Source organism: Pseudomonas sp. (assembly GCF_026224925.1).
Lineage (GTDB): Bacteria > Pseudomonadota > Gammaproteobacteria > Pseudomonadales > Pseudomonadaceae > Aquipseudomonas.
The window spans coordinates 1-23,312 of the sequence record NZ_JAMFRV010000313.1; the positions used below are offsets into that span (position 1 = coordinate 1).

Annotated in this window: 18 protein-coding genes and 2 pseudogenes; 9 read left to right on the forward strand and 11 right to left on the reverse strand. The window is 61.8% G+C overall.

The window, feature by feature from the left end; translation table 11 throughout:
• Both M0974_RS13495 and M0974_RS13500 read right to left on the reverse strand, forming a co-directional pair.
• Window positions 1-583, reverse strand: a 583-nt coding sequence (locus M0974_RS13495; protein WP_297837236.1) for an MFS transporter, incomplete at its 3' end; no start/stop codon positions are given.
• A gap of 379 nt (window positions 584-962) precedes the next feature.
• A pseudogene (locus M0974_RS13500) lies at window positions 963-1,214 on the reverse strand (nitrite reductase (NAD(P)H) small subunit); the annotation flags it as partial.
• A 185-nt stretch (window positions 1,215-1,399) separates the two neighbouring features.
• On the opposite strand from M0974_RS13500, the gene M0974_RS33320 reads away from it, so the two are divergent.
• Window positions 1,400-1,603, forward strand: coding sequence for a hypothetical protein (locus M0974_RS33320; protein WP_367279011.1), 204 nt, complete (start codon window positions 1,400-1,402; stop codon window positions 1,601-1,603).
• Here M0974_RS33320 and M0974_RS13505 read toward each other — a convergent pair.
• The 9 genes and pseudogenes from M0974_RS13505 to M0974_RS13545 all read right to left on the reverse strand — a co-directional run.
• A pseudogene (locus M0974_RS13505) lies at window positions 1,534-2,718 on the reverse strand (dipeptidase); the annotation flags it as partial. The gene M0974_RS33320 and the pseudogene M0974_RS13505 overlap by 70 nt on opposite strands.
• 14 nt (window positions 2,719-2,732) lie before the next feature.
• Entirely contained in the window at window positions 2,733-5,021 is a 2,289-nt protein-coding gene (locus M0974_RS13510; protein ID WP_297837240.1) for a TonB-dependent receptor, read from the reverse strand.
• Window positions 5,022-5,047: 26 nt separating this feature from the next.
• Window positions 5,048-6,082, reverse strand: coding sequence for an ABC transporter substrate-binding protein (locus tag M0974_RS13515; RefSeq protein WP_297837243.1), 1,035 nt, complete (start codon window positions 6,080-6,082; stop codon window positions 5,048-5,050).
• 10 nt (window positions 6,083-6,092) lie between these two features.
• Window positions 6,093-7,289 (reverse strand): cystathionine beta-lyase, encoded by a 1,197-nt coding sequence (gene metC / locus M0974_RS13520; protein WP_297837247.1) that lies wholly within the window; start codon window positions 7,287-7,289, stop codon window positions 6,093-6,095.
• Window positions 7,290-7,324: 35 nt separating this feature from the next.
• Window positions 7,325-8,002, reverse strand: coding sequence for an amino acid ABC transporter permease (locus M0974_RS13525; RefSeq protein WP_297837248.1), 678 nt, complete (start codon window positions 8,000-8,002; stop codon window positions 7,325-7,327).
• A complete protein-coding gene (locus M0974_RS13530) occupies window positions 7,992-8,744 on the reverse strand; it encodes an amino acid ABC transporter permease (protein ID WP_297837252.1) in 753 nt (250 codons plus the stop codon). The genes M0974_RS13525 and M0974_RS13530 overlap by 11 nt, the downstream gene beginning before the upstream one ends.
• Window positions 8,737-9,576, reverse strand: a complete 840-nt coding sequence (locus M0974_RS13535) for a transporter substrate-binding domain-containing protein (RefSeq protein ID WP_297837255.1) — start codon at window positions 9,574-9,576, stop codon at window positions 8,737-8,739. Before M0974_RS13535 ends, M0974_RS13530 begins: the two co-directional genes overlap by 8 nt.
• Entirely contained in the window at window positions 9,573-10,232 is a 660-nt protein-coding gene (locus tag M0974_RS13540; protein WP_297837258.1) for a class II aldolase/adducin family protein, read from the reverse strand. Before M0974_RS13540 ends, M0974_RS13535 begins: the two co-directional genes overlap by 4 nt.
• Window positions 10,233-10,250: 18 nt before the next feature.
• Window positions 10,251-12,950: a TonB-dependent receptor gene (locus M0974_RS13545; RefSeq protein ID WP_297837261.1), complete on the reverse strand. Its 2,700-nt coding sequence runs from the start codon at window positions 12,948-12,950 to the stop codon at window positions 10,251-10,253.
• 320 nt (window positions 12,951-13,270) lie between these two features.
• Between M0974_RS13545 and M0974_RS13550 the strand changes: the two genes are divergently transcribed.
• The 8 genes from M0974_RS13550 to M0974_RS13585 all read left to right on the forward strand — a co-directional run.
• Window positions 13,271-14,365: a ScbA/BarX family gamma-butyrolactone biosynthesis protein gene (locus tag M0974_RS13550; RefSeq protein WP_297837264.1), complete on the forward strand. Its 1,095-nt coding sequence runs from the start codon at window positions 13,271-13,273 to the stop codon at window positions 14,363-14,365.
• Window positions 14,362-15,039 (forward strand): HAD family phosphatase, encoded by a 678-nt coding sequence (locus tag M0974_RS13555; protein WP_297837267.1) that lies wholly within the window; start codon window positions 14,362-14,364, stop codon window positions 15,037-15,039. The genes M0974_RS13550 and M0974_RS13555 overlap by 4 nt, the downstream gene beginning before the upstream one ends.
• Complete coding sequence (locus tag M0974_RS13560; RefSeq protein WP_297837270.1) at window positions 15,039-16,256, forward strand: cytochrome P450; 1,218 nt, start codon at window positions 15,039-15,041, stop codon at window positions 16,254-16,256. The genes M0974_RS13555 and M0974_RS13560 overlap by 1 nt, the downstream gene beginning before the upstream one ends.
• 15 nt (window positions 16,257-16,271) lie before the next feature.
• Window positions 16,272-17,819, forward strand: coding sequence for an MFS transporter (locus M0974_RS13565; protein WP_297837273.1), 1,548 nt, complete (start codon window positions 16,272-16,274; stop codon window positions 17,817-17,819).
• A gap of 229 nt (window positions 17,820-18,048) precedes the next feature.
• Window positions 18,049-18,558 carry a sigma-70 family RNA polymerase sigma factor gene (locus tag M0974_RS13570; RefSeq protein ID WP_297837276.1) on the forward strand — a complete coding sequence of 170 codons (510 nt, stop codon included), beginning with the start codon at window positions 18,049-18,051 and terminating at the stop codon, window positions 18,556-18,558.
• Window positions 18,555-19,505 carry a FecR family protein gene (locus M0974_RS13575; protein ID WP_297837278.1) on the forward strand — a complete coding sequence of 317 codons (951 nt, stop codon included), beginning with the start codon at window positions 18,555-18,557 and terminating at the stop codon, window positions 19,503-19,505. Before M0974_RS13570 ends, M0974_RS13575 begins: the two co-directional genes overlap by 4 nt.
• Window positions 19,506-20,229: 724 nt before the next feature.
• Complete coding sequence (locus M0974_RS13580; protein ID WP_297837280.1) at window positions 20,230-22,608, forward strand: TonB-dependent receptor; 2,379 nt, start codon at window positions 20,230-20,232, stop codon at window positions 22,606-22,608.
• A gap of 72 nt (window positions 22,609-22,680) precedes the next feature.
• A partial coding sequence (locus M0974_RS13585; protein WP_297837283.1) for an ABC transporter permease subunit occupies window positions 22,681-23,312 on the forward strand: 632 nt, incomplete at its 3' end.

Sequence of the window (23,312 nt, forward strand, 5' to 3'; positions counted from 1 at the left end):
CTTGCGGGTGCTCTTGGGGCGTTGAGGTCGCCATGCGGAACCAGCAGACAGCCCAGATCAGGCCCATCACGGCAATCGCGATAAAGGCCACGCGCCAGCCCAGCCAAAGTGCGAGGAAACCGACAATCGGCCCAGCCAAAGCTCCGCCCAGAGGGCCGCCTGCCTGGTTGATACCGATAGCGCGGGCCCGCTCTTTGATCGGGAACCAGTTGTTCACGGTTTTGTTGGCCGTGGTGGATACCGGGCCTTCACCCACACCGAACAGCGTGCGAACGATCAGCAGCGACCAGAAGTTGAACGCCAGGGCGGTCAAGCCGCAGAGGATCGACCAGCCGCTCATGGCGTAGGTGAGTACGCGTTTTGGACCGTATTGGTCGGCTAGATAACCGCCGACGAAGCAGAACAGTGCATAACCTATGAAGAAACCGCTGAAGATCATGCCCTTTTCAGAAGGCGTGAGGTGGTATTCCTGGGTGATGAAGGGCATGGCGATGGACAGGGCAGCGCGGTCCACGTAGTTGATGACCATGGCAATGAACAGCATCGTCAGGATCGTCCAGCGGTAGTTCTTTTTTTTGTGCATGTTGAATCTCCGGCCGGCATTTACAGCATGCCGATTATTGTTTTTTTTATGTTTGCTAGATCAGCTTTGCAGGCGCCCTTTGTTCAGCGCTCCTGGTTGAATCAGCTTTCCTTAGGTGTAGCGTGATCCGGTCCTGGTGAGCGCAAGTGGCTCAGTTACAGTAATCAATGGCCGTCCATTAGAAATACTTCTTGTTCTTCTGGCTGAGTCATATCGCTCAAGTGCAGCGCGTGTATCTGGATAGCTGTTACCGTGATTTGGGATTTTTTTCGCTGTTTGTTCTCAAGTTGGATTGGATGCTAAAACTTAATTAACTTGGGGGAAACGCTGTTTGTTCTGCGCAGACCTGTTTGTTCCAACGAGTGGGAATTAGTGAGAGCTATTTCCTCTGATGGTATTGGATACCTCGAAAAAGCCATGGACATGCTGGCTCTTCAAGACAGCTGCCGTCCTCCAGACGGAAACGCTGTTTGTACAGGGGCGAGGCGATTACCAAGTGGCCCTTGAGGCTATCGATGATGTCACAGCCGATGACGTTGACGCCTGATTTCGGGTCGCGGTTGTCGATGGCATAGAGGCTTTTTCCTTGGGTGCCCGGAAGATGAAACAACGCCACTTGCGCCCCATCGAGATGACCCGACCGTCAGCCAACGCAACGACTGGTCAAAACGAAGCTGGATGTAATGGGCCGGGCCATCCTGTTGCGTCATGGCACTCTTCTGATCTTGGGCCACGCCAGCGTTGCGGTGGGCGTTCTGCGGCTGTTCCTGTAGTTCCCAGAGATGATCGTTCGTCCAGGAACCTCCGCTGAAGCGTATTGGTCAATCCAAAGAAGTCGCCGACGCGGTAGTTTGGCTGTTTTCTAATGAGGCCAGGTGTGTGACCGGGCAACAAAGCCTTAGGATGGATTGCGGCTTTAGGCCGCTTGCTGCCGAGATGTTGAATGCAGCCGACTGCGCCTCCTGCAATACCCGCAGCAGGTTGCCGCTCCAGATATTGGCGATGTCTTTTTCGCTATAGCCGAAATCCAGCAGCCGCTGGGTGATTTTCGGCAGTTGGCTGACATCCTCCAGCCCGGTCACGCCACCGCCGCCGTCCCAGTCCGCGCCGATGCCGACGTGGTCCGGGCCTACCACTTGAAGTATGTGCAGCAGGTGTTGCATGAACACCTCAATGTCGGCAACTGGCTGCACAAAACGCTGGTTGATGGCAAGGCGTTCCTGGTAGAGCGCCTGAGTTTGCTCGGGACTTAGGGCCGCTAGGTTGTGGAAGCGCGCACCCAACTGGGCCATGGCTTTATTGCGTTCAGGGTTGGGTTTGAGCGGGATCAGGTAGTCGCTGTAGGCATTGACCTGGACCACGCCGCCTTTGGCTGCAAGTTGGCGCAAGCGTGCGTCGTCGAGATTGCGTGGGTGCGGGTTGACCGCACGACTGCTGGAGTGGGAGGCGATGATCGGCGCACTGGACAGGGCCAGCATCTGGTCGAACACCGCGTCGCTGGCGTGGGACACGTCCAGCAGAATCCCCAGGCGGTTGGCCTGTTGCACCAGCTCCCGCCCCTTGGGGCTCAGTCCTTTCCATTCCGGCAGAGCGGTGGCGGAGTCGGCCAGGTCGTTGTTCATGAAATGCACTAGGCCGAGCATCCGCAAACCCTGGCGGTAGTAGGTGTTCAATAGGTCGGGGTCGGAGCTCAGCGGGTCGGCGTTCTCCATGCTGATAAACACCACGCGCTTACCCTGGGCGGCGATGCGCCGGGCGTCGTCGGCAGTCAGTGCCAGGGCGAAACTGTCGGGGTTGCGGTCGATCATGTCGCGGATGCGGGTGAGGGTGGCCAGCCCGTAGGCGCTGGCGTAGGCCCGGCCTTCCTCGGTGCGCGGGCCCTGGGGGGTATAGACCGCGAAGAAGCCGCCATCCAGGCCGCCTTCGAGCATGCGCGGCAAGTCGACCTGGCTGCCGTCCTGGCGATAGTCGTGGCGCTCGCGGATGTTCCAGCCGGGGCGGGTCAGTGTCAGGGGTGTGTCCAGATGGCTGTCGAGCACCAGCAGTCGTTGGTGCAGGGCCAGCGTTGCGGGGCTGACGACGGTGGTGTCGGCTTGCGCCAGCAGGGGCAGCACGGCCAGGGTCAATATCAGCATGGGCTTGGTCATGTTCAGAACTCCATGCTCAGCGTGCTTTGGAAGGTGCGCGGCGAGCCTGGTCGGAACAAGGCAGGGCCACTGGTGCTGGTGAGGATGTAGCCCAGGTAATCCTTGTCGAACAGGTTGTCGATATTGAAGCGCAACTTGACGCTCTTCAGTGGCCCGTAGTGCAGGCGCTCTCCACCCAGGTCCAGGTAGGCGTTGTACAGGGTGTAGCCGGGCACCGATTCGCTGTTGGTGAAGTTGCTGTAGCGTTCACCGATGTAGCGCGCCGAGACATTCAGCAGTGCCCAGGGCGCTAGCTCGTAGGTGACCCCAGTCTGGGCCAGCCAGCGGGGGCTATCGGGTACGTCGTTGTCACGAATCGACAGGCCGGCAGCATCGTTCTGGAAGGTGGATTTGTTGTAGGTCAGGTTGCCGTTGAGCACGACTTTGTCGGCCAGTATCGGCGGCTTCCATTGCCCACTCAGTTCGGTGCCGTAGGCTTGCACCTTGCCGACGTTCTGGTAGTAGGTCTCGACCTGACTGCTGCCGGCCACCGGCGCGGCAAAGGCTTGGAGGCGGTTGTCGAAATCGGTGCGGTACAGGGCCCAGGCGGCGTTGAAGCTCGGGCGATTGATGCGGTAGCCCATCTCGTAATTTTTCGCTCGTTCTGCTTCGGGGGCCGGTGCCTGTGGGCTGGCAGCGCGGAAGATGTCATCGGCGCCACGGGGCAGGGCCATGTTTTCCGAATAGGAGGCGAACACTTGGGTGTCGCCGGTCAGGTTGTAGACCAGGCCGGCCTGGGGCAGGAAGGCGTCATTCCATTGGGTGCTGATGCGCGGCTGGCGATGATTGATGTAGTCGCCGGCGTTGCGATAGCCCTCGATGCGGTAATTCAGGTTCAGGCTCTTGAAACCGTATTGCAGGCGTAGGCGATCATCGAATAGGGTCCAGGTGTCCTTGAGGTGATACTGCAGCGAGTTGCGGGTGGAACTGAAGTCGCCTTGCAGGTGCACCGGCTCGTTGAACAATGGTCCGCCGTCCGGGCTGCCATCGGTCAGGTTGTAGCGGGCCTGCTGGCGGTTGAACACATCGGTCTCGGCCCACAGGCCGGTGTCGATCTGGTGCTGGCCCACCTCCCATTGCAGCCCGGTGCGGCCGCCGAAGCGATGGCCGCTCAGGGATGACAGCCCATACTGGACACCCCGTGGTGCGAACAATCCGTCCACGTTGCTTTCGGCATTGTGCAGGGCCAGGGAGGTGCCATAGGCCTCCGGTGATACGCCAAAGCCCTTCTTGGCCTCGTAGTACAGGGTGGTGTAGTTGAGAAGGTCAGGGCGGATTTCGAACTGGCCGCCCAGGCTGTACAGGGTGTCGCGCCGCTGGTTCACCGCCTGCTTGTAGAACTGGTTGTAATTGTTGTTGCTGTAGCGCACGCCGGGCACGGTTTCTGGCAAGTCTGGCAGGCTGCCGAGGTAGGCGAAGTAGCGCCCCGAACGGCCAAATGGATCGTTGGCGGTGCCGTCGTACTGGGCGACGCTGACATAGGGTGAGTCGTAGTCGTAGAACGAGTTGTGCACCGCACGCAGCCACACTTCGTTGCGCTCGCCGAAGCGGTAGCGAACCTTGGCCTCCAAGTGCTCGCGGTCGATGGTGCCAGGCCCGCGCCACAGGTCACCGTCAATTTTCGAGCGGCTGAAATACGCGGACAGGCCTTGGTACTCGCCACTTTGCAGTTTGACGAAACTGCGTCGCAGGCTGTCGCTACCCAAGGTGTAGGACAGGCTGGCACCCGGTTCGACGGTCGGGTTGCTGGTCTGGTAATCCACGTAAGGCCCCAGCGACGCATAGCCCGATTGCGACACATCGCCGGCGCCGGTGGAGGCTGTCACTCGCTCGGTGTTTTCGTTGTCGACGTAGCGATAGATCGGGCTGCCGCCAAACTGATCGGTACGGCCCAGAGGCACGCCGTCGATGGAAAAACCGATCTGCTGCAGGTTGAAGGCACGTACGAACACTGAGTTGCCAAACTCATACAGGCCTAGGGCGTCGTTGACCTGGACGTTGAAGCCGGGCAGCGCTTCGAGCATCTTCAGACCCGAGGTGCCGGCGGGAGCCGACAGCAGGGCCTGGTGAGAAATGGTCAGGGTATTACTGATCTTGTCTTCACCGATGGCGGCGCTGGCCTCGGTGACTCGTGCACCGACCACCTCAACCTTGTTCAGCTGCGGTTCGGTAGAGCGGGCGGTGTCTGCCGCCCAGCCCGCATCGGCAAACAGCAGGCCGGCGAGCAAGGTTTTCCTGTACTGGGCAATCATTGTCGATCCTTGGCAAAGGTGCTGCGTTAAAGCCCGGCATGGGCCTGCGTGAGAAACTCGGGCTGGGCCCAGTCATGTACGCTGAAGTCGTTTTGCAGGTAGCCGCGTTGCAACAAAAAGTCTTTTTTCAGTTCCAGGGCGACCAGATTTTGCGGGGCCAGTTGCGGCACGAAATCCAGTTCGGCGATGGCCCGCCGGATAAATCTGGCATCGGGCAGGAAGGTGACCCGGGTGAATAATTCGGCAGCGGCGTCGCGGTGCTGGTTGATCCAGCGGCCGGCGCGGATCGCTGCACGCAGGAAAGCCACGACTACCTGCGGATGCTCGTCGGCGAACGCTCGGTTGACGGTGGTGGCGTAGGGGCCGTTGTGGTTTTTCAGGGTCCAGTCCGGGTAACGCTCAAGGTCCTCGATCACCGTGAATTGGCCGCTGGCGACCAGGGCTGGCACGTGTCCGGCCGCTACGTGCAGTGCATCGACCCGGCCCTCGGCCAGCGCCTTGATTTCATGGCCGGGGTTGCCGTGCAGGTCTCGCAGTTGCGACCAGAACGCCGAAGGGCGCACGGCCGGTTGCAGGGCGTGGGGATCGCCTTCGTCTTCAATCTCGATCAGGCGCACTTGCGAGGGTTCCAGGCCTGCCAGTTGCAAGGCGTTGAACAGGCCTTGTTCGGCGAGCGCCTTGAGCACATCGACCCGCGCCTTGCTGCGGCTCACCGGGACGCCGATGCGCTTGCTGAACAAGTCGGCCACCTGGCGAATGCGCCCGTCGGCACGCACCAGAATCTGCCCGGCGCGCTGGGTGGCGGTGGTCGCCACCAGCAGCGTATCCGCCTGGTCGGCGCGGGCCCATAGCGCCGGGACGGCGCCGCCATCGCGGATCAGCCGTGCCTGGCCGTGGGTGAAGTGCGGCAGCCAACCTTGGTTGTCGGGCAGCGAGCGCAGGTAGATGGCCTCGGCACCGACACGCTGATATTCCTCGTCCAGCCAGCCAAACTCCACGGCCAGGTTGGAGGCGACCAGCAACGGGCAAATGCTGTAGTGAGTGGGCAGTAATTGACTCATGACAAACTCCTCAGGTCTTACAGGGGGAAGGCAGGTGTTCAAGGCCTTGTTGCAGGTCGGCAAGCAAATCCTCGACCGCTTCAAGGCCCACGTGCAGGCGAAACAACAGGCCCGGCGCGACCGCCGCCGAGGGGTGGTCGCGCGGGGGTATCTGCTGGCGAATCAGGCTTTCGAAACCTCCCCAACTGGCTCCCATGGCAAACAGCCGCAGGCTTTCCAGAAAGGTCTTGGCCAGGTGCTGGGGGATAGGCTTGAGCACGAAGCCGAACAACCCGGTCGATCCCAGGAAGTCGCGCTTGAACACGTCATGGCCCGGGCACTCCGGCAGTGCCGGGTGCAGCACCTGCGCCACCTCCGGGCGCTGTTGCAGCCAGCGCGCGACGGCGAGGGCCGAGCGCTCGTGCTGACGCAGGCGCACACTCAGGGTGCGCAAGCCGCGCAGGCCCAGGTAGGCGTCATCGGCGCTGGCGATGTAGCCCAGGTGACGCACAGCGCCGCGCACTTGGGCGTATAAGGCCTCGGTGGTCACTATCACCCCGAGCATGGCGTCGCTGTGGCCCACCAGGTATTTGGTAGCGGCGTGAATCGAGATGTCCACGCCGTGGCTGAAAGCCTTGAAGAACAGCGGCGTGGCCCAGGTGTTGTCGAGCATCAACAGCGCGCCGTGAGCATGGGCGACGCGGGCCAGGGCGGGGATATCTTGCACTTCAAAGGTGCTGGACCCGGGCGCTTCGGCATACACCAGGCGGGTATTGGGGCGTATCAACGCGCCAATGCCTTCCCCGAGCATCGGCGCGAAGTAGGTTGTGTCGATGCCGTAGCGGGGCAGCACCTGATCGAACACCTGGCGGGCGTGCCAGTAGCAGTTGTCGGTGACCAGAATATGGTCGCCTGCCTGGGCCACTGCCAGCACCGCCCCGACAATCGCGGCCAGCCCGCTGGGCATGATCAGCCCGCGAAAGCCGCCTTCCAGTTGGGCTACGGCATCCTCGAAAGCGGCGGTGGTGGGGTTGCCGTTGCGCCCGTAGATATGGCCGCGATAATTCGGGTCGGCGCCTTGGTGCTGGTAGTCCTCCAGGGTGCTGGTGTCGGGCCAGATAAACGTCGAACTGCGATAGACCGGGATGTTGACGGCGCCGGCATGGCTGGCGGGGTCACGCCCCAGGTGAGTCAGGCGGGTATCGTCCCGCCAAGTGGAATCGGGCATCGTGTGGGTACTCGCGGAAGAAAAACGCGGCTGGGTCATGAGCGTTCCAGCCTCCTGGCCCAGCGTGAAAGGGGGTAGATGTAAAGAAAGAAGGCGATGAACACCAAACCGTAGGCCGGCAGCAGCAAGTCGCTGCGCAGCTGTGCGGACAGGTGCGTTTGCACGGTGGTCATCAGCTCTTCAACCCCCAGCAGATTGGCCAGGGAGGTGGACATCGTCACCGCGCAATACAGGTTCATCCAGGGTGCGATCAGGCTCGGCAGGGTTTGCGGGATGATCACGTGGCGCAGGGCCTGGCGGTGGGTCAAGCCCAAGGCCCGCGCCGCTTCCCATTGCCCGCCCGGCACCGTGCGCACGGCGCCACGAACAATTTCCGAGACGTAGCCGATAGCGGGCAGGGCCAGGCCCAGGGCGACCTTGAGCCAGTCTGGCAGTTGCCACCAGCGCCCGGCCCAGTGCACCTCATAGGGCAGCAGGTATGCCACGTAGAACATCACCACCAGCCATGGCAGGTTGCGCAGCCCGCGGCTCACGTGTCCCGCTGCGCGTCTGAGACTCGGCCGGGCACTGACTTGCAGGCTACCCAGCAGCACTCCTAACAGCGTCGCCACGACCATGGCGGTGAGGCCCATCAGAATATTCAGGCCAAAGCCTTGCAGCAGCGCGGGCGCCCATTGCCAGAGCAGGCTGGCGATTGCGGGTTCAGGCGGCATCGGGTAACTCCTGGCCGGGCAGCCGCAGGTGCCTTTCCAGGCGGCGCAGCAGCCAGCTGCTCAGGCCGATCAGCAATAGCCAGACCAGCAACAGCACCTGCATCATTTCGGCGACATTGAAGTTGTCCGACCAGATCCGGTTGCTGGCATAGAGCAGTTCCGGCACGGCGATGGCGTAGGCAATCGAGGTCGACTTGATGGTTTGCACCACGGTGTTACCCATGGCGGGCAGGCTGTTGCGCAGCGCCAGTGGCAGTACGATATGGCGCAGCACGGTGCGCTCCTGCATGCCCAGGGCGGCGGCAGCGTCGAGGGTGGCGCGCGGCACTGCATCGATCCCGGCCCGCAACGCCTCGGCCTGGAACGCGCCACTGTGCAGGGCGATCACGATGATTGCCCATTGCGTGCCATTGAGCAGCCGTACGCTGGCGCCGCTGCCGTCGTCGATCAGCGGCAGCAGTGCACCGACACCGAAGTAGAAAAAAAACAGCTGCACCAGCAGCGGCGTGTTGCGAAACAGTGCGACGTAGGCGGCACTCGCGCCCCGCAGCAACCGCTGACGCGAGCCCAGGCTGGCCGCGCCCAGTACGCCGATCAGTAACGACAGCACAATACTGGCCACCGACAGCAGTAGGGTCAGGCCCAGACCGAGCAGGAAGCGCTGGCGGTCCATCGGGTCCCAGACGATGCTCAGCAGCAGGTCATGCTGTTCCAGCCACAGGCGCAGGTTGGCCTCACTCATGCTGGGCCAACCCTTGCAACGCTCGCACATGCTGGGCAGCCACCCAGGCGTTGGGCGTCAGCCCGTAGCGTTGTTCGAGGTCGATGATCAAGCCGCTGGCGTGCCAGCGCTCGACGATGGCGGACACCGCCGCCAGCAACTCGGGCTGTCCCTTGCGCAGGGCAATACCCCAAGGCGCCGGATCCTGGCCGGGCAGCTTGGCCTCGTAGTCGGCCCACTCGGGTTGGCGGGCGAGGGCGCTGTACAGTGCATCGTCGCCCATGGCCCCGAGGCAGCGGCTGTCGGCGACGGCCTTGCGCACTTCGGCTGTGCCGTTGAATGAGGCGAACTGTACGCCATAGCGGCTTTCGAACGGTCGCACCCAAACGCTGGTGGCGGGAGCGCACAGGGTCTTGCCGCGTAGGCTTTCCCAATCCGGGATTGCGGTGCTTTTCGGGGCGAAGACGGTGGCTGCCGAGCTGTAGAAACCGGGGCCGGCGAAGTCCACTTCACGGCGCCTGGCGGGGGTGTCAAGCAGCGAGGTGACCAGTACCTCGCAGCGGCCCTGGTCGAGGAACAGCAGGCGGTTTAGTGGGTTGACCTGGACCAGCGAGAGCTTCAGCGGTTGGCCGATGCGGGTGGCCAATTGCTCTTGCAGGTCGACGATCAGGTCCATGATCAGGCCGCCGGGGTTGCCTTGGGCGTCGAGGGTTTTGAAGGGGGGGAATTCGTCGCTGGTGCAGACGTTCAGGGTGCCGCGCGATTGGGCGCGCTCCAGCAGCGGCTCGGCGTGCACCTGCATAGCGGCGCCTGTCAGCAGCAACAGGCTCAAAAAGATAGGCGGTAGACTCATGCCGGGCTCCAACCCAGACGCGATCGCTTGGCAGCCCCACTGGGAAACGGCTGAGGCGTGCCAATCTGCGCCGCGAGAAACGTCAGATACGCTGCCTCTTCCAGATTCACCAACAACCGCGTGGCCGCCAACACCCCCCGCTCCGACCAGGCAAAAGGCCCGTGGTTCGCCAGCAACGCCGCCGGCGCCTGAGGATGTTCACGCAATGCCACCACCACTGGCTCCGGCGCATAACGCGGCCCCCAAGCCGTCAACGGAATCTCCTGATCCTCGTCAAGAATGCCCAGCAACTGCGTGGCATGAGGCCGCAACGGCCGCCCGGCGATGGCAAAGGCCGTCAGGTACGGCGAGTGGGTGTGAATCACCGCGTTCACCTGGGATCGCTCCCGGTAAATGGCTACATGCAGCGCCGCAACTTCCTTGAGGTTGTCTGTCAGGCTGCCCTGACTACCCCGCAGATCAAAATCGACAATGGCAGAAATGCCACTGTCCGTACCGCTCAATGATGCAATCACCACGCGTTCTTCACCGGGAATACGCAAACTGATATTGCCAGCTTCATTACTCGATAACGCCTGGGACTTGATCAGTAGTTGTTTGGCCTCGGCAAACTCTTGCTCGAAGACTTGAATGAAACGCACAACATCAATGCTCATGGGAATTCCTCGAATAAGTTAGAAGCGGTAATCGGCTTTCACGTAGTAATAAGCGCCCTCGGCGCCGGCAGGGGAGATGCTCTGGTATTCCACGCGACCACCGACAAAACGGTTGGCCACATCGATCTTGTCCGGGTAGCTGTCGAAAATATTGTTGCCGCCCACGGTCAGGGTCAGCGCCCGGGTCAGGTCGTAGGACAGGCTGGCGTTGCTCACCCACTGCGCGGAAAAGGTCTGGTCGCGACTAGGGCCAAGGTTGGAATCCAGGGTGTAGGTGCCGTAGCGGATGTTGTTGAAGCTGGCCTGCCAGGGGCCTTTCTTCCAGTCGGCGCCAAGAATCAGCTTGCTGTTGGGCGACGCGCTTTCCACGTAGCTCAGTGCCTCGCGGTTGATCAGCGTGACCCCAGTGCCGGCCAGCGGGCCGGGGTTGTCCTTGATGTCGGTGACCTGGGTCTTGCTGTAGTTGAATGCGCCGTTGAGGGTAAACTGGCTGGCATCGGCCAGGTCAAAGCGATAGTGGGCGGCCACGTCCAGGCCGCTGGTCTTGGTGTTCAGGGCATTGGTAAAAAAGCTGACCCCTGAGTAGTTGCCGTAGCCCTCGCTGGCCAGGATCTGGCTGACCCCGGTGCCGCTGAGGGTTTCCGATAGGGCGATACGGTCCTTGATGCGGATGTGATAGGCATCGACGCTGACACTGGCCCGGTCCGACGGTTGCCACACCAGGCCCAGGGACAGACTGGTGGATTTCTCTGGCTTGAGGTCCGTGGCGCCCAGGGCCCTAGCCACCGGCGTGTTGACGCTGACGGTGCCGACTTGATAAGCCGTGGGGTCGCCGGCCTTGAATTCGGTCTGGGTCGCGGACGTGCCGATCTGCCCTAGGGTGGGCGCGCGGTAGCCGCTGCTCAGGGTCGAGCGCAGGCCCCACTGCGGCGTGAAGTCATAGCGCGCCGAGAATTTGCCGGTGCTGGTAGTACCGAAGTCGTCGTAATGCTCGCTGCGCCCGGCTACGCCCAGTTGCAGCTTTTGCGTGAGCTGCTGTTCCAGGCCCATGTAGCCGCCGAACACATGGCGTGAATAGCGGCCCTCGTCGCTGTCTTGGGTGCCGGGAAACCCCTGTGCTCCGCCGGCAAGGGCCGGTAGCTCGGTGCCATGAACCCACGAGTCGCGATCACCAGCGATCACCTCATAGGCCTCGTTGCGCCAGGCCAGGCCGCTGGAAAACACCAGGGGGCCGGCACCATAGCCCACCGCGAACTCTTTCACATGGTCCAGGCCCAGGTTTGTCTGTTCGTTGACCAAGGCGCCGGCGTTGAAGCTGTTGGGGCTACCGGGGCCCAGGCTGGCGTTGAGGGAGTCGCGCAGGTGATAGTCGATGCGATTGCGCCCGTAGTTGGCGCTCAGGTCGAAGGTGCCAAGGCTGTCGTCGCGGATCTTCACGCCGCCGGTCACCGCCGCATCCCGGGAGCGCACGTCGAGCAACGGCAGGAAGCCGTTCGGGTACACCGCCACCAGGTTGTTGGGGTCGATGGGGCGGCGAAAGGTGGCCTGGGACTCGCCGGTGCGGTCCTGATACGTGGCGAAGCCGTACAGGTCGACCTTGTCATTGAGCGACAGGCCGCTGTTGAGCGCCAGGTTCCAGTCCTCAAGACCCGGGGAACCGTAGCGCCAGTGACGGTCGGCATCCGCTTCGCGAGCATCACCGGCGGGGTAGAACTGGCGTGCATCGGTGCCGCCGGTGGAGGTACGTTCGCTGCGCAGGCCTTCGGCGCTGAGGGTGAGGAAGCCGTCGCCAGGCAGGGTGAATCCGCTCCAACCGCCGATGGAACGGCTGAAGCCGTCGCCCTTGCTGTACTGGCCGACGGTGCCTTGCACTTCGCCGCCGTGGTCCTGTTCCTTGAGCACGATGTTGATGACGCCGGCAATCGCGTCCGAGCCATACTGGGCCGAGGCGCCATCGCGTAAGACTTCGATATGGTCGACGGCACTTACGGGGATGGTCGACAGGTCCACCGCTTGCGAGCCTCGGCCCAGGGTAGCTTTGGTATTGACGAAGGCCGAGGCGTGCCGACGCTTGCCGTTGACCAAGACCAGCACCTGGTCTGCCGCCAGGCCCCGCAGCGACACCGGCCGTTGCGAGGACACGCCATCGGTGCCGTTGACTTGTGGATAGTTCACCGATGGCACTAGGGATTCCAGGGCTTTGGCCAGGTTATCGGTACCGGCGCGTTGCAGTTGGTCGGCACTGATCACGTCGACCGGAGCGGCGCTTTGCAGGGCGGTGACGTCTTTGCGCCGGGTACCGATTACCTCCACCGATTTCAGGCGGGGAGCTGCCGGCTCACTGATGGCGGCCGACGCGGGGCCTGGCGCAGCGGCCAGTCGATGAATCAGCACCGCGCCGCTGGCCGTTTGGCTGAAGCCGAGCTGTGTGCCATTTAAGGCGATGCCCAGGGCCTGTTCCGGACTCAGGCGGCCATGGATCGAGCGGCTGGCGTGGCCCTGCACCAGCGGCGGGTCGAAGGCGATCGGTTTGCCGCTTTGCTGGGAAATGCTCAGCAGCACCTCGTCCAGCGGCCCGGACGGAATGTCGAAATCAATGATCGTTTGGACCGAGGTGGGGGTGTCGCCGTTCTGGGCCAGGGCCAGGCTCGGCAGGGTCAGGCCGCCCAATGTCAGTGCGTAGGCCAAGGGCGCCAGGGTGAATCCTGTTTTCAACATCAACTTTGCTCCGGGTCGTTAAGGCGTGGGGCAGATCGTCGGGATCCGCCACGCATCGTTCTTTACGACCTTGAGCAACTTCGAGATGAGATTTTCACTGCTTAGTTAGAATGGTTAGTTTGGGTGATATATGTTTTTTGTTGCGCTTATAAGCTTCAATCAAACTGATCTAAGTGTCGGGTGAAAATATAAGGGACTATTTGCACATGGGTACTGACAGCTCGAACGGACTGTCCGCGCAAAGCATGCAAAGTTCGGCTTCATGAACGTGTATGGCGGTCTGCACGCTTACGGAAAAGCTATTTAGGAGACAGATTCCCATGTCAGAAGTGCCAGTTTCAATCCAGCCTGGCGCGGCGCCTTTTAATCCGGCGCTGGCCTTTCATTGTGAAAACACCGTCCCGCGCAGCATGGTTCACCGTGCGGCGGTCAGCGAAGTCTTTCTCACCGGCGCGGTGCTAGTGAACGAGGGGCACTTCCGTTGCATCGCCCAGTTGCCGCGTACCCATAGCTACTTCAGCGAGCACACCCACCGCGCGGCTCACTACGACATGCTGTTGCTGCTGGAAGTGTTTCGCCAGGCGTCGATCTACATTTCCCATGCGTTCCTGAAGGTCAGTGCCCAGGACAAATTCATCTACCTGGACAGCGTCACCCGCGTCACCGAGCGCAGCGCCCTGGTGGTGGGTGATCGGCCGGCGTTGGCGGAAATAGACGTGTATGTGGTCGATGAATACGTGCGCCACGGCGAGCGTAGCGGAGTCACCTTGAACATGGCACTGAGCATCAATGGCCAAGTGGCGGCGCGACACGAACGCATGAGCATTCGCTGGATGAGCGGCGGCGCATGGAACAAGATGCGCGCCCGCGGTCTGGCAGCCATTCCTGCTGACGCCGATGCTCAGGCGCAATTACCGGCACCGCTGAGCCCGTCGGCGGTGGGGCGCCACTGGTTGAACAACGTGGTGCTGGGCAGAGACCTGCAGCAGGGGCCCGATGCGTTGGTGGCGCCGCTGATCGTCGATCTCAATAACCCGGCGATCTTTGACCACCCCTTGGACCATATCCCCGGCATGTTGCTGCTGGAAGGTTTTCGGCAGGTGGCTTTGCTGGCGGCTAATCAGCAGTTGCAACTGGGGCCGGAGGAGTTGCTGTTGTCCAGTTGCCATGTGGTGTTTACCCGTTTTGGCGAATTCGGTTTGCCAACTCGGGTGCGCGCCGACCTGGCATCCCTGGCCCTTGATGAGCAAGGCCGAGTGACCCTGGCGCTGGACGTGGAGCAGGGCGGAGCCGTGCTCGCCACCGCCGAGCTGCAGTTGCTGCCGGTACTCGCCACCGCCGAGCTGCAGTTGCTGCCGGTACTCGCCAGCCAGGCGCTGGAACCGGTCGCCCTGGCCGCAGGGGGTGTGCGATGAGCGACCTGCAATTTATCTGGTTTGATTTCGGTGGCGTCTTGTCGCCGCCGATCCCGGTCTTGTTCGAGCAGTACCAGGTCAAGACCGGCCTCGCACCCCAGGTGCTGCAACAGGCGATGAGCGATGTGGCCGATGAACTCGGGGTGCCGATGCTCGCGCCCATTGAGAATGCCCTGCTGACCGAACAGCAATGGGGACTTCGCCTGGAGCAGGCCTTGCACCGTCGTGATCCGCACATCGACCTGTCCCGTGCGCGCCTGCAAACCTTCGGCGAGCAATGGTTCGCCGGGGTGCCGTCCAATGGGCCGCTGGTGGCCGCGGTCAGGGCGCTCAAGCAGGCTGGTTACCGGGTGGGCATCCTCACCAATAACGTGGTGGAGTGGGAGCTGCACTGGCGGGCGATGGTGGGGTTAGACGAGGTAGTCGACCTGATCGTCGACTCCAGCCAGGAAGGCAGTCGCAAGCCCGATGCAGCGTTCTTTGAGGTCGCCACCGCACGTTCTGGCGTTCCACCCTACAGCAGCCTGTTGATCGACGACGTGGCCGAGAACATCGAGGCCGCAGCCGGATTGGGCTGGCAAGTGCTGCACTTTGTCGACAACCGCCAAGCCCTCGCGCACTTGCAGCGCCTCACGGGCGTTAGCCTGGTTCAATCTGCCCAGGAACTTGCCTGATGAATATTGCCGTCACCGCCAAACCTCAGATCACTGTTGCCCGAATTCCTCACCTCGATGCGCCGCCGGCCTATCAGCCAGCCAGTGCCGCCAACGGCCTGCCGAGGATTTTGCTGCCCAGCGGCCACCTGGCCTATCACCTGACCCGCTACGAAGACGTGCAGCAGTTGCTGCTGGACAACCGGGCCATCCGCGCGCCCTGCAACGAAGAGGATGGTGCCAGCTTCCTGCCCACCATCACACCGCCGGAACTGCTGCTCAATAATGACATTCCCGACCATGGCCGTCTGCGCAAGGTGATTGCCCGGGACTTCAGCCCCAGCGGTGTGGCGCTGCTGCGCGACAAGGTGGGCCAGGCCACCCATGAGCGCCTCGACGTGCTGCAGCGCCAGGCCCCGGGCGCGGATCTGTTTGCCCAGGTGCTCGATCATATCCCCGCCATAGTGGATTGCCAGTTGCTCGGTATTCCCCTGAGCGACCGCGAGTATTACCGGCCTCTGAGCCACACCGTGCAAGTCGCCTCGGATGCTGATATTCCGGAACTGCTGAACCAGTTCTGGGGCGTGTACAACTACCTCACCGATCTGGTCACCGGCGCTCGCCCCACCCACCCCGACGGCTTGATCCAGCGCTTTGTCGCGACCCGGGCCGACAGCGAGCCGCCGTTGAGCGACAAGGAACTGGTGGGCATCCTGCTCGGCGTGCTGATTGGCGGCGACCAGAACATTCTCACGGTGTTGACCAAATCGGTGTACACCCTGCTCGCCGCACCGCACCTCTGGCAGTCACTGGTGGAGGACCCCGCGCTGATTCCCGATGCCGTGGAAGAACTGTTGCGACTGATCCCGTTGGGTACCATCTCGACCTTTCCGCGCCTGGCCAGCACCGACCTGGAGGGACCTTGGGGTGTGATTCCCGAGGGCAGCATCATTTACGCCGATGCCTTTGCCGCCAACCGTGATCCCACGGTATTTCCCGACCCACTGGCGATCCGCCTCGACCGCAAGGACGGCCGGCACCTGCAATTTGGCTACGGCATGCACAACTGCATGGGCGCGGCCTTAGCGCGCCTGGAAATCACCACGGTGCTGCAGGTTCTCGTGCAGCGCTTCCCCAACCTGCGCCTGGCGGTGCCGGCGGACCAGGTGCCCTGGGTCGACGGCATCATCCTGCGTCGACCTGCCCGCTTGCCGGTGCACGGTTTCACTTCACCCTGACCCTTGGAAGGACCCATGAAAAACTCCTTTGCCGATACGGCTTTACTGACAATCATCCTGCTGGCGATCTTCGTGGTGCCCAGTTCCATTTCGGGTACCGCCCTGGCGTTACCGGCCATCGGCGCCGATACCCAGGCACCGCTGACGAGCCTGCAATGGGTGGTTAACGCGTTCAACCTGGCGTTCGCCTGTTTCACCCTGGCCTGGGGTGCGCTGGCGGATCGGTTGGGACGCAAGCGCTGCTTTGTCGCCGGTGCCTTGCTCTATGTAGTGGCCTCGGTGATTTCCGCCGTGGCCAACAGTGCGTTGCTGTTGGATGCGGCCCGGGGGCTGGCGGGCATCGGTGCGGCGGCGATCTTCTCGTGCGGCATCGCCATTCTGTCCACCCACTTCAGTGGCTCGGCGCGGCTGCGGGCCTTCGCCCTGTTTGGCACCGTGGCCGGTCTGGGTGTCAGCCTCGGACCGACCTTGTCCGGGCTGCTGCTGGACAGCGTCGGCTGGCGGGCGATTTTCTGGGCCCATGCGGTGACGCTGGTGATCGTCCTGCTGGGCAGCCCGCTGATCGCCCGCGATGGCGTATTGGCCGAGCACACCGCGCGCTTCGACGTGCCGGGCGCCACCTTGTTTGTACTGGCGCTGCTGGCCTTGATGGTCGCTATCGTCCAGGGTTCACAATGGGGCTGGGCCAGCCAGGGGGTGCTGGGACTGGTGGGCGTGGCGGTGGTGCTGCTGGCGGCGTTCACCTGGCAGGAACGTCGTCATCGCCAGCCGATGCTGGACTTGTCGTTGCTGGCGCGCGGACCTTTCGTGGGTCTGGCGCTGGTGACGGTGGCGGCGTCGTTCGGCTTCGTGACCTTGCTCACGTATTTGCCGAGCTACCTGTTCGGTGTGTTGCAGTTGGGCGCGACCCAGGCCGGCCTGGCTATGTTGTTGCTGACGGTGCCGATGTTGTTCTGCCCGATTCTGGCCGGTAAATGGGCGGCTCGCGGGGTATCGGCCATCGGCATCCTCAAGGCCAGCCTGATCGCCTTGCTGGTGGGCGTGGTGTCCCTGGCGCTGATCAGCCAGGTGGGGGTGGCGCTGTGGCAGATGGCCGTGCCGTTGTTGCTGGTGGGCATCGGCATGGGCCTGTCGGCCGGGCTGGTGGATGGCCTGGCGCTCAAGACCGTGCCTGAACAGAAGGCGGGCATGGCCGCCGGTCTGCTCAACACCTTCCGCCTGGGGAGCGAGGCGATAGCCGTGGCCTTGTACGGATCGCTGTTGGCCACGCTGCTGGATACTCAACTGCGGGATGTCTTGGCCCGATTGGCGCCGGATCCTACGACTCTGCAACGCTGGATCGACGAAGTGGCGGCGGGCAACCTCGTCGGTTCCATACAGTCCGCGAGCACCGACCAGGCGAGTACCTTGCAAACGCTGCTCATCGGGGGCTATGACAGCGCCTTCCATGGTGTGCTGTGGGCGCTGGCTGCGATCCTGCTGGTGTTGACGGCGGTCATCACCTGGCTGGTGCGACCGTTGCGTGAACAGGAACGGATAGAGGCGCAACTGGCGGCCAACTAATCCTGCGTCAACACCGCCTGCAATGCACTGCAGGTGGTGCTTTGGCGTGCCTGAAAGCCCGTCGATTTTTATAATAAAAGAACATATGGATTACGTTTTTTATTCTTTTATCTGGTGATGCCCATTGGGGCAAACTGGATCTACCTGCCAGGATGCAGGTCTACCTCAACCCGACAGGCCCACCACCACTTGTCCGCTGGCGTGTGCAGTCCATGAAGATTATGGACCTATGGACCCGAATGCTTTGCTCAAAACCCGCCTGATCGGGCAGATATTCCAGCAACACTACGGTTGGTTATGTGCCCGCTTGCGCTACCGGATCGGCTGCAGCCACAGTGCCGAAGACATCGCCGCTGAAACGTTTCTCAAGGTCTGGATGCTCCCCGATCCCACGGCCATCCGCGAACCGCGCGCGCTGCTGACCACCATCGCCCAGCGTTTGATGTACGAGAGTTGGCGCCGCCGTGATCTGGAAAAAGCCTACTTGCAGATCCTCGCCGAGGTGCCGGAACACGTGCATCCTTCACCCCAGGAACAGCTGATCCTGATCGAGAGCCTGCTGGCCATCGACCGTCTGCTGGACGGGCTGTCGGGACAGGCCAAGGCTGTATTCGTCCATAGCCAGCTGGACGGGATGACCTATGTGCAGATCAGCGAAAGGTTGGGGCTGTCATTGGGTCGTATCCATCAGTTGATGACCCAGGCACTGCGCGCTTACTACCGGGGGTTGAGTGAATGAGCAAGCAACCCTTGAGCGACCCGGTGGCCGAGGAGGCCATCGGTTGGCTGGTGCAGATCCAGTCCGGTGAGTTCTGCGCTGCGCAGCAACAGGCACTGGATGCCTGGCGTGCTACCTCGGCCCATCATCAAAGGGTGTACGAGCAACTGATCGCCGGCCTTGACCAACTTAAGGCCTCGCCTTGGCGTGGGCGTTCCAGCGCGCAGCTGTTGCGTAGCCTGGAACAGCCAAACAGCCGTCGTTCGTTCCTGCGCACCAGTCTGTGTGCAGTGGGGTTGGCGGCGGGCGTGGGTTGGGTGTCGCGCTTCGAGGATCCGGGTCAGACCTATGCTACCGGCACCGCGCAGCGTCGTACCTGGCAACTGGCCGATGGCAGCCTGCTCAATCTCAATGCCCGTAGCCAGGTGCTCTCGCGGTTTGCCGAGGAGCAGCGCAGCCTAGAACTGCGCGCCGGCGAAATACTCGTCAACGTTGCTGCCAATACCCTGCACCCGCTGCAACTCAACACCCGTGCCGGGCGCATTACCGCCATCACAGGGAGGTTGCTGTTGAGCGAGCAGGGCAGCGCCGTGCGTCTGGTGACCCTCGATGGGTACGCCTTGCTGCGGCTCGAAGGTGGGGCTGAGCAACGAGTGGAGAGCCATCAGAGCACCCTGTTCGATCACCAGCGCATCCTTGTCCAAGGCCCGATGCTACCGACGGAAACCGCCTGGCTCGACGGCTGGCTGGTGGTGCGTAACCAGACCTTGGCGTCCGTCGTAGAAGCGATCCGGCCTTACCGCGACGGTATCGTCAGGCTGGACCCAACGGTGGCAGGGCTGCGGGTGAGCGGCCGCTTTCCCCTAGATGATTCCCGACAGACACTGGAAGCATTGGAGCAGAGCTTGCCGATTCGGGTGACGCAGTGGGGAGGGCTGCTGCTGTTGATTGGGGCGCGGGTGAGTTAGGTCTGCATCGGGTCAATGGGCGTCCGTTGCGAAATTTTTCTCCGAGTGAAAACTGGAGTAATCGTGAATATTGATCATCTAGATCGTTCTCTCTTTTCCCCCCCGCGCGTGCTTATAATATTATTTGTATGTATAAAATTGTTAATTAATAATAAATTATAATAATATTACTTTATAACTAAATAGAATTATATTTATGATATTGATTCCGTTATGTTTGGATTCAACAGCCTACCCCTAACCTCGGATGGTACCAATCGTGATCAAGATTCTGCGTACCATGCCGCAGAACGTAGGTCGGGCCCACCGTCTGAACCTGCGCGGCATGACAGGGTGATCTACCACTGATCCCTGGAGCAGAATCGTTGGAAGGGAGTTCGACGTATGTTGCTCATTCAATCCTGCTATTCGCTTTTCTTCTCTCGTCTTGACGCTGACAGACGCTGCGCCACACCACTGCCCCCTCCCGGCTTTTCTCCCCACACGTAGCCTAAACCGCTGAGTACCACGCCTCGTCGTGCGCGTTTTTCTGCGCTGGCAATAGGTTGGCATCAACTAATAAACGCGCATGCCGCGCTGTCGCGACGACAGCGTGAATGCCCGACTTCGTGATGTGGATACATGGCCAGCAATGGCGGCCATTTTTGGAGTGGATATGAAACGAGTCATACAACGTGCCCGGTAATCGACTTCAGCGTTGGGGCTTAGCCCGCTGGCGTTGGCCATGGGGGGCGTTTTGCTGTCAGGGACGATTCAGGCCCAGGAACTAACGTCCCAGGACGACGGTACCTTATCCACGGTGGTGGTCACCGGTAACCGTGGTGCCGAACAACGCACCGTGACCAGCAGCCCAGTACCGATTGACGTGGTCAGCGCCAAGCAATTGCAGAACACTGGCAAGCCCGGCTTGATGGAGGCCTTGAGCGCTGTGATTCCGTCGTTGACGCTGCCGGAAAAAACCGGCTGGGACGCCAGCGGCATGGCCCGGGCACCCAACCTGCGGGGCTTGAGTGCCGCCGAAGTATTGGTGCTGGTCAACGGCAAGCGCCGGCACACCAGTGCCACCCTTAACATCAACGGCATCAACACCGGTGCGGCCCCGGCGGACCTGGATTTTATTCCCATCAGCGCCATCGATCATGTGGAAGTCCTGCGTGATGGCGCCGCCGCCCAATACGGTTCCGATGCCATCGCCGGGGTGATCAACGTCATTCTCAAGGCCGACACCAGCGGCACTTCGGTGACCAACGCCGGGATCGGCTATGACGGCAAGAAACAGACGGTGCAGCAAAGCCTGAACAAGGGCTTCGAGATCGGCGACGGCGGCATCGTGCAGCTTGCCCTGGACGCGCGCAGCCAGAACGACGACAACAAGGCCAGCGCCAACGGCTATACCTACGAACAGGCGTACGGCCTGGCGGGCAAGTCCACCTATGGCGGCTATGGCACGCCCAAGACCAATCTACTGACGTTGGGCTACAACGCCGAGTTGCCGATTGACGACAGTTTTAGCCTGTATTCCTTCACCACCTACTCCCAGCGCAAGGCCGAGCAAGGGCAGAACTTTCGCTTGCCGACCATCACCAACACCATCACCACCGGACCCAATGGCTACCCGGCCGGGTATGTGCCGACCTGGGACATCGATGAGGATGATTTCCAGGCGGCGTTCGGCGGCAAGGGCAAGGTCGGTGAATGGGACTGGGACCTGTCCACCACCTACGGGCGCAACGAGGCGGAACAGGGCACCACGCATAACCAGAATCCTTCACTGGGAGAGGCCACGCCCAACAGCTTCACGTCCGGCACCTGGATTTCTACCGAACTGACGACCAACCTGGACTTCAAACGCGGCTTCGATATCGGCCTGCAAAAGCCCCTAGACCTGTCCTATGGCTTTGAGCATCGACGCGATGGCTACGAAGTGAAGGCCGGTGACTGGGCTTCCTATGCTGACGGTGGTTACTGCGTTTCTCCGGGCAACTGCGCCTCTTCCGGGGCCCAGGTCACCAACGGCATCTCCCCGGACGAAGCCAGCAGCGCCTCGCGCAACAGCGTCGCCAGTTACGTCGACGTGGGTTTCAATCCGGTCCCGGACTGGTATCTGGGCACGGCGTTTCGTTATGAGCATTACAACGAAGGGGTGGGCGCGACCCGCAGCGGCAAGCTGACCACCCGCTACGATTTCACCCCTCAGTTCGCCGTGCGTGCGACCGTAAGCAATGGTTTCCGTGCGCCGTCCCTGGCTAACAGCCTGTTCAGTGCCCGTTCGACCACTTATGGGGTGGTGGATGGGGTCTATCAGTCGATCAATTACGGCGTGCTGCCGGTGGGCTCAGCTGCCGCCAAAGCCTTGGGTGCCCAGGACCTCAAGCCTGAGCGCTCCACCAACTTCAGCCTCGGCTTCACCCTGACCCCCACCGACCGCCTGAACTTCACCGCCGATGCCTACGTGATCAACCTGCGCGACCGCATCACCCTGACCGGGACCCTGCTGGGGAATGAAGTCAGCCAGGTGCTGCTCAACAACGGCATCAATTCAACCTCCGGCGGCCAGTACTTCATCAACGGTGCCGACACCCGCACCAAGGGCCTGGACCTGGTCAGCAACTACAACCAGGACCTGAGCCAATACGGCTCATTGAAGTGGACGGCGGCGTTCAACTGGAACCAGACCGATATCCTCAACTACAAGGAGTCCACCACGATCCTCGGCACCTCCTACGACTTGATGGATCGTGAAGCGCGCAACCTGATCACCGGCATCCAGCCCAAGACCAAGCTCATCCTGGGGGGCGACTGGAGTATCGAGCGCTTCAACCTCAACCTGGCCCTCACCCGTTACGGTTCCTACAAGGAGGTCAACAGCTCCAGCGACCGCTCTCTGGATCGGGTGTACAGCGCCAAATGGATCACCGACCTGGACCTTGGCTACAACCTCACCAAAGACCTCAACGTCGCCATCGGCGCCAAGAACCTGTTCGACATCTATCCCAAGAAACAGGGGGTGCCGAGCAGCACCATGGTCAGCAGCTACGGCACCTATTCGCCCTACGGTTTTACCGGTGGGTACTACTACACCCGGTTGACCTACGCCTTCTAAGGGCGGCGCCCCGACACCGTTCGGTCATCCATTTAAAAACCATGACGTGTTATTGCGTGCGAGGAATAGATCATGCCCATTGTCGCCAAACCCTTCGACCTCATCGATGAGGTAAATGACTACCCGATTCGTCAGAGCCGCACATCGACCCCGATCAGGGCCTTGCAAGTGGTACTGTCCCGTCATCCCTGGCGCTGGGCGGGGTCGATCTTCGCCGCGGTGATGCTGTTCGCCATCGTGCATTCCCTGGCTACCAACCCGCGCTGGGAGTGGGGTGTGTTCGGCCAGTGGTTCTTCTCGCCATCGGTGCTGCGCGGCCTGGGGCAGACGCTGTTGCTGACGTTGCTCAGCACCGTGTTCAGCATCATCCTCGGCACCGCATTGGCCCTGGCGCGCCTGTCCGGCTCGCCGCTGCTGGCGGCGCTGGCCTGGGGTTACATCTGGTTTTTTCGCTCGATGCCGGCGCTGCTTGTGCTGATCATCCTGTACAACTTTGCCTATCTGTACGACCACATCGTGCTGGGCGTGCCGTTCACTGATTTGGTGTTAGCCCAGTGGTCGACGGTGGACGTGCTCAGTCAATTCACCGTGGCCGTACTGGGCTTGAGCCTGATGCAATCGGCCTACGCGGCAGAGATCATTCGTGGCGGCCTGATCGGTGTCGATGCCGGTCAACATGAAGCCGCTGCGGCTTTGGGCTTGCC

Bases quoted from the DNA above. Each gene is read 5' to 3' on its own strand.
- M0974_RS13545 (WP_297837261.1), bottom strand. From the start codon at position 12,950: ATGTTGAAAACAGGATTCACCCTGGCGCCCTTGGCCTACGCACTGACA.
- M0974_RS13535 (WP_297837255.1), bottom strand. From the start codon at position 9,576: ATGAGTCTACCGCCTATCTTTTTGAGCCTGTTGCTGCTGACAGGCGCC.
- M0974_RS13540 (WP_297837258.1), bottom strand. From the start codon at position 10,232: ATGAGCATTGATGTTGTGCGTTTCATTCAAGTCTTCGAGCAAGAGTTT.
- M0974_RS13510 (WP_297837240.1), bottom strand. From the start codon at position 5,021: ATGATTGCCCAGTACAGGAAAACCTTGCTCGCCGGCCTGCTGTTTGCC.
- M0974_RS13530 (WP_297837252.1), bottom strand. From the start codon at position 8,744: ATGAGTGAGGCCAACCTGCGCCTGTGGCTGGAACAGCATGACCTGCTG.
- M0974_RS13555 (WP_297837267.1), top strand. From the start codon at position 14,362: ATGAGCGACCTGCAATTTATCTGGTTTGATTTCGGTGGCGTCTTGTCG.
- M0974_RS13550 (WP_297837264.1), top strand. From the start codon at position 13,271: ATGTCAGAAGTGCCAGTTTCAATCCAGCCTGGCGCGGCGCCTTTTAAT.
- M0974_RS13525 (WP_297837248.1), bottom strand. From the start codon at position 8,002: ATGCCGCCTGAACCCGCAATCGCCAGCCTGCTCTGGCAATGGGCGCCC.
- M0974_RS13560 (WP_297837270.1), top strand. From the start codon at position 15,039: ATGAATATTGCCGTCACCGCCAAACCTCAGATCACTGTTGCCCGAATT.
- metC (WP_297837247.1), bottom strand. From the start codon at position 7,289: ATGCCCGATTCCACTTGGCGGGACGATACCCGCCTGACTCACCTGGGG.
- M0974_RS13575 (WP_297837278.1), top strand. From the start codon at position 18,555: ATGAGCAAGCAACCCTTGAGCGACCCGGTGGCCGAGGAGGCCATCGGT.
- M0974_RS13515 (WP_297837243.1), bottom strand. From the start codon at position 6,082: ATGAGTCAATTACTGCCCACTCACTACAGCATTTGCCCGTTGCTGGTC.
- M0974_RS13565 (WP_297837273.1), top strand. From the start codon at position 16,272: ATGAAAAACTCCTTTGCCGATACGGCTTTACTGACAATCATCCTGCTG.
- M0974_RS13580 (WP_297837280.1), top strand. From the start codon at position 20,230: ATGGGGGGCGTTTTGCTGTCAGGGACGATTCAGGCCCAGGAACTAACG.
- M0974_RS13570 (WP_297837276.1), top strand. From the start codon at position 18,049: ATGGACCCGAATGCTTTGCTCAAAACCCGCCTGATCGGGCAGATATTC.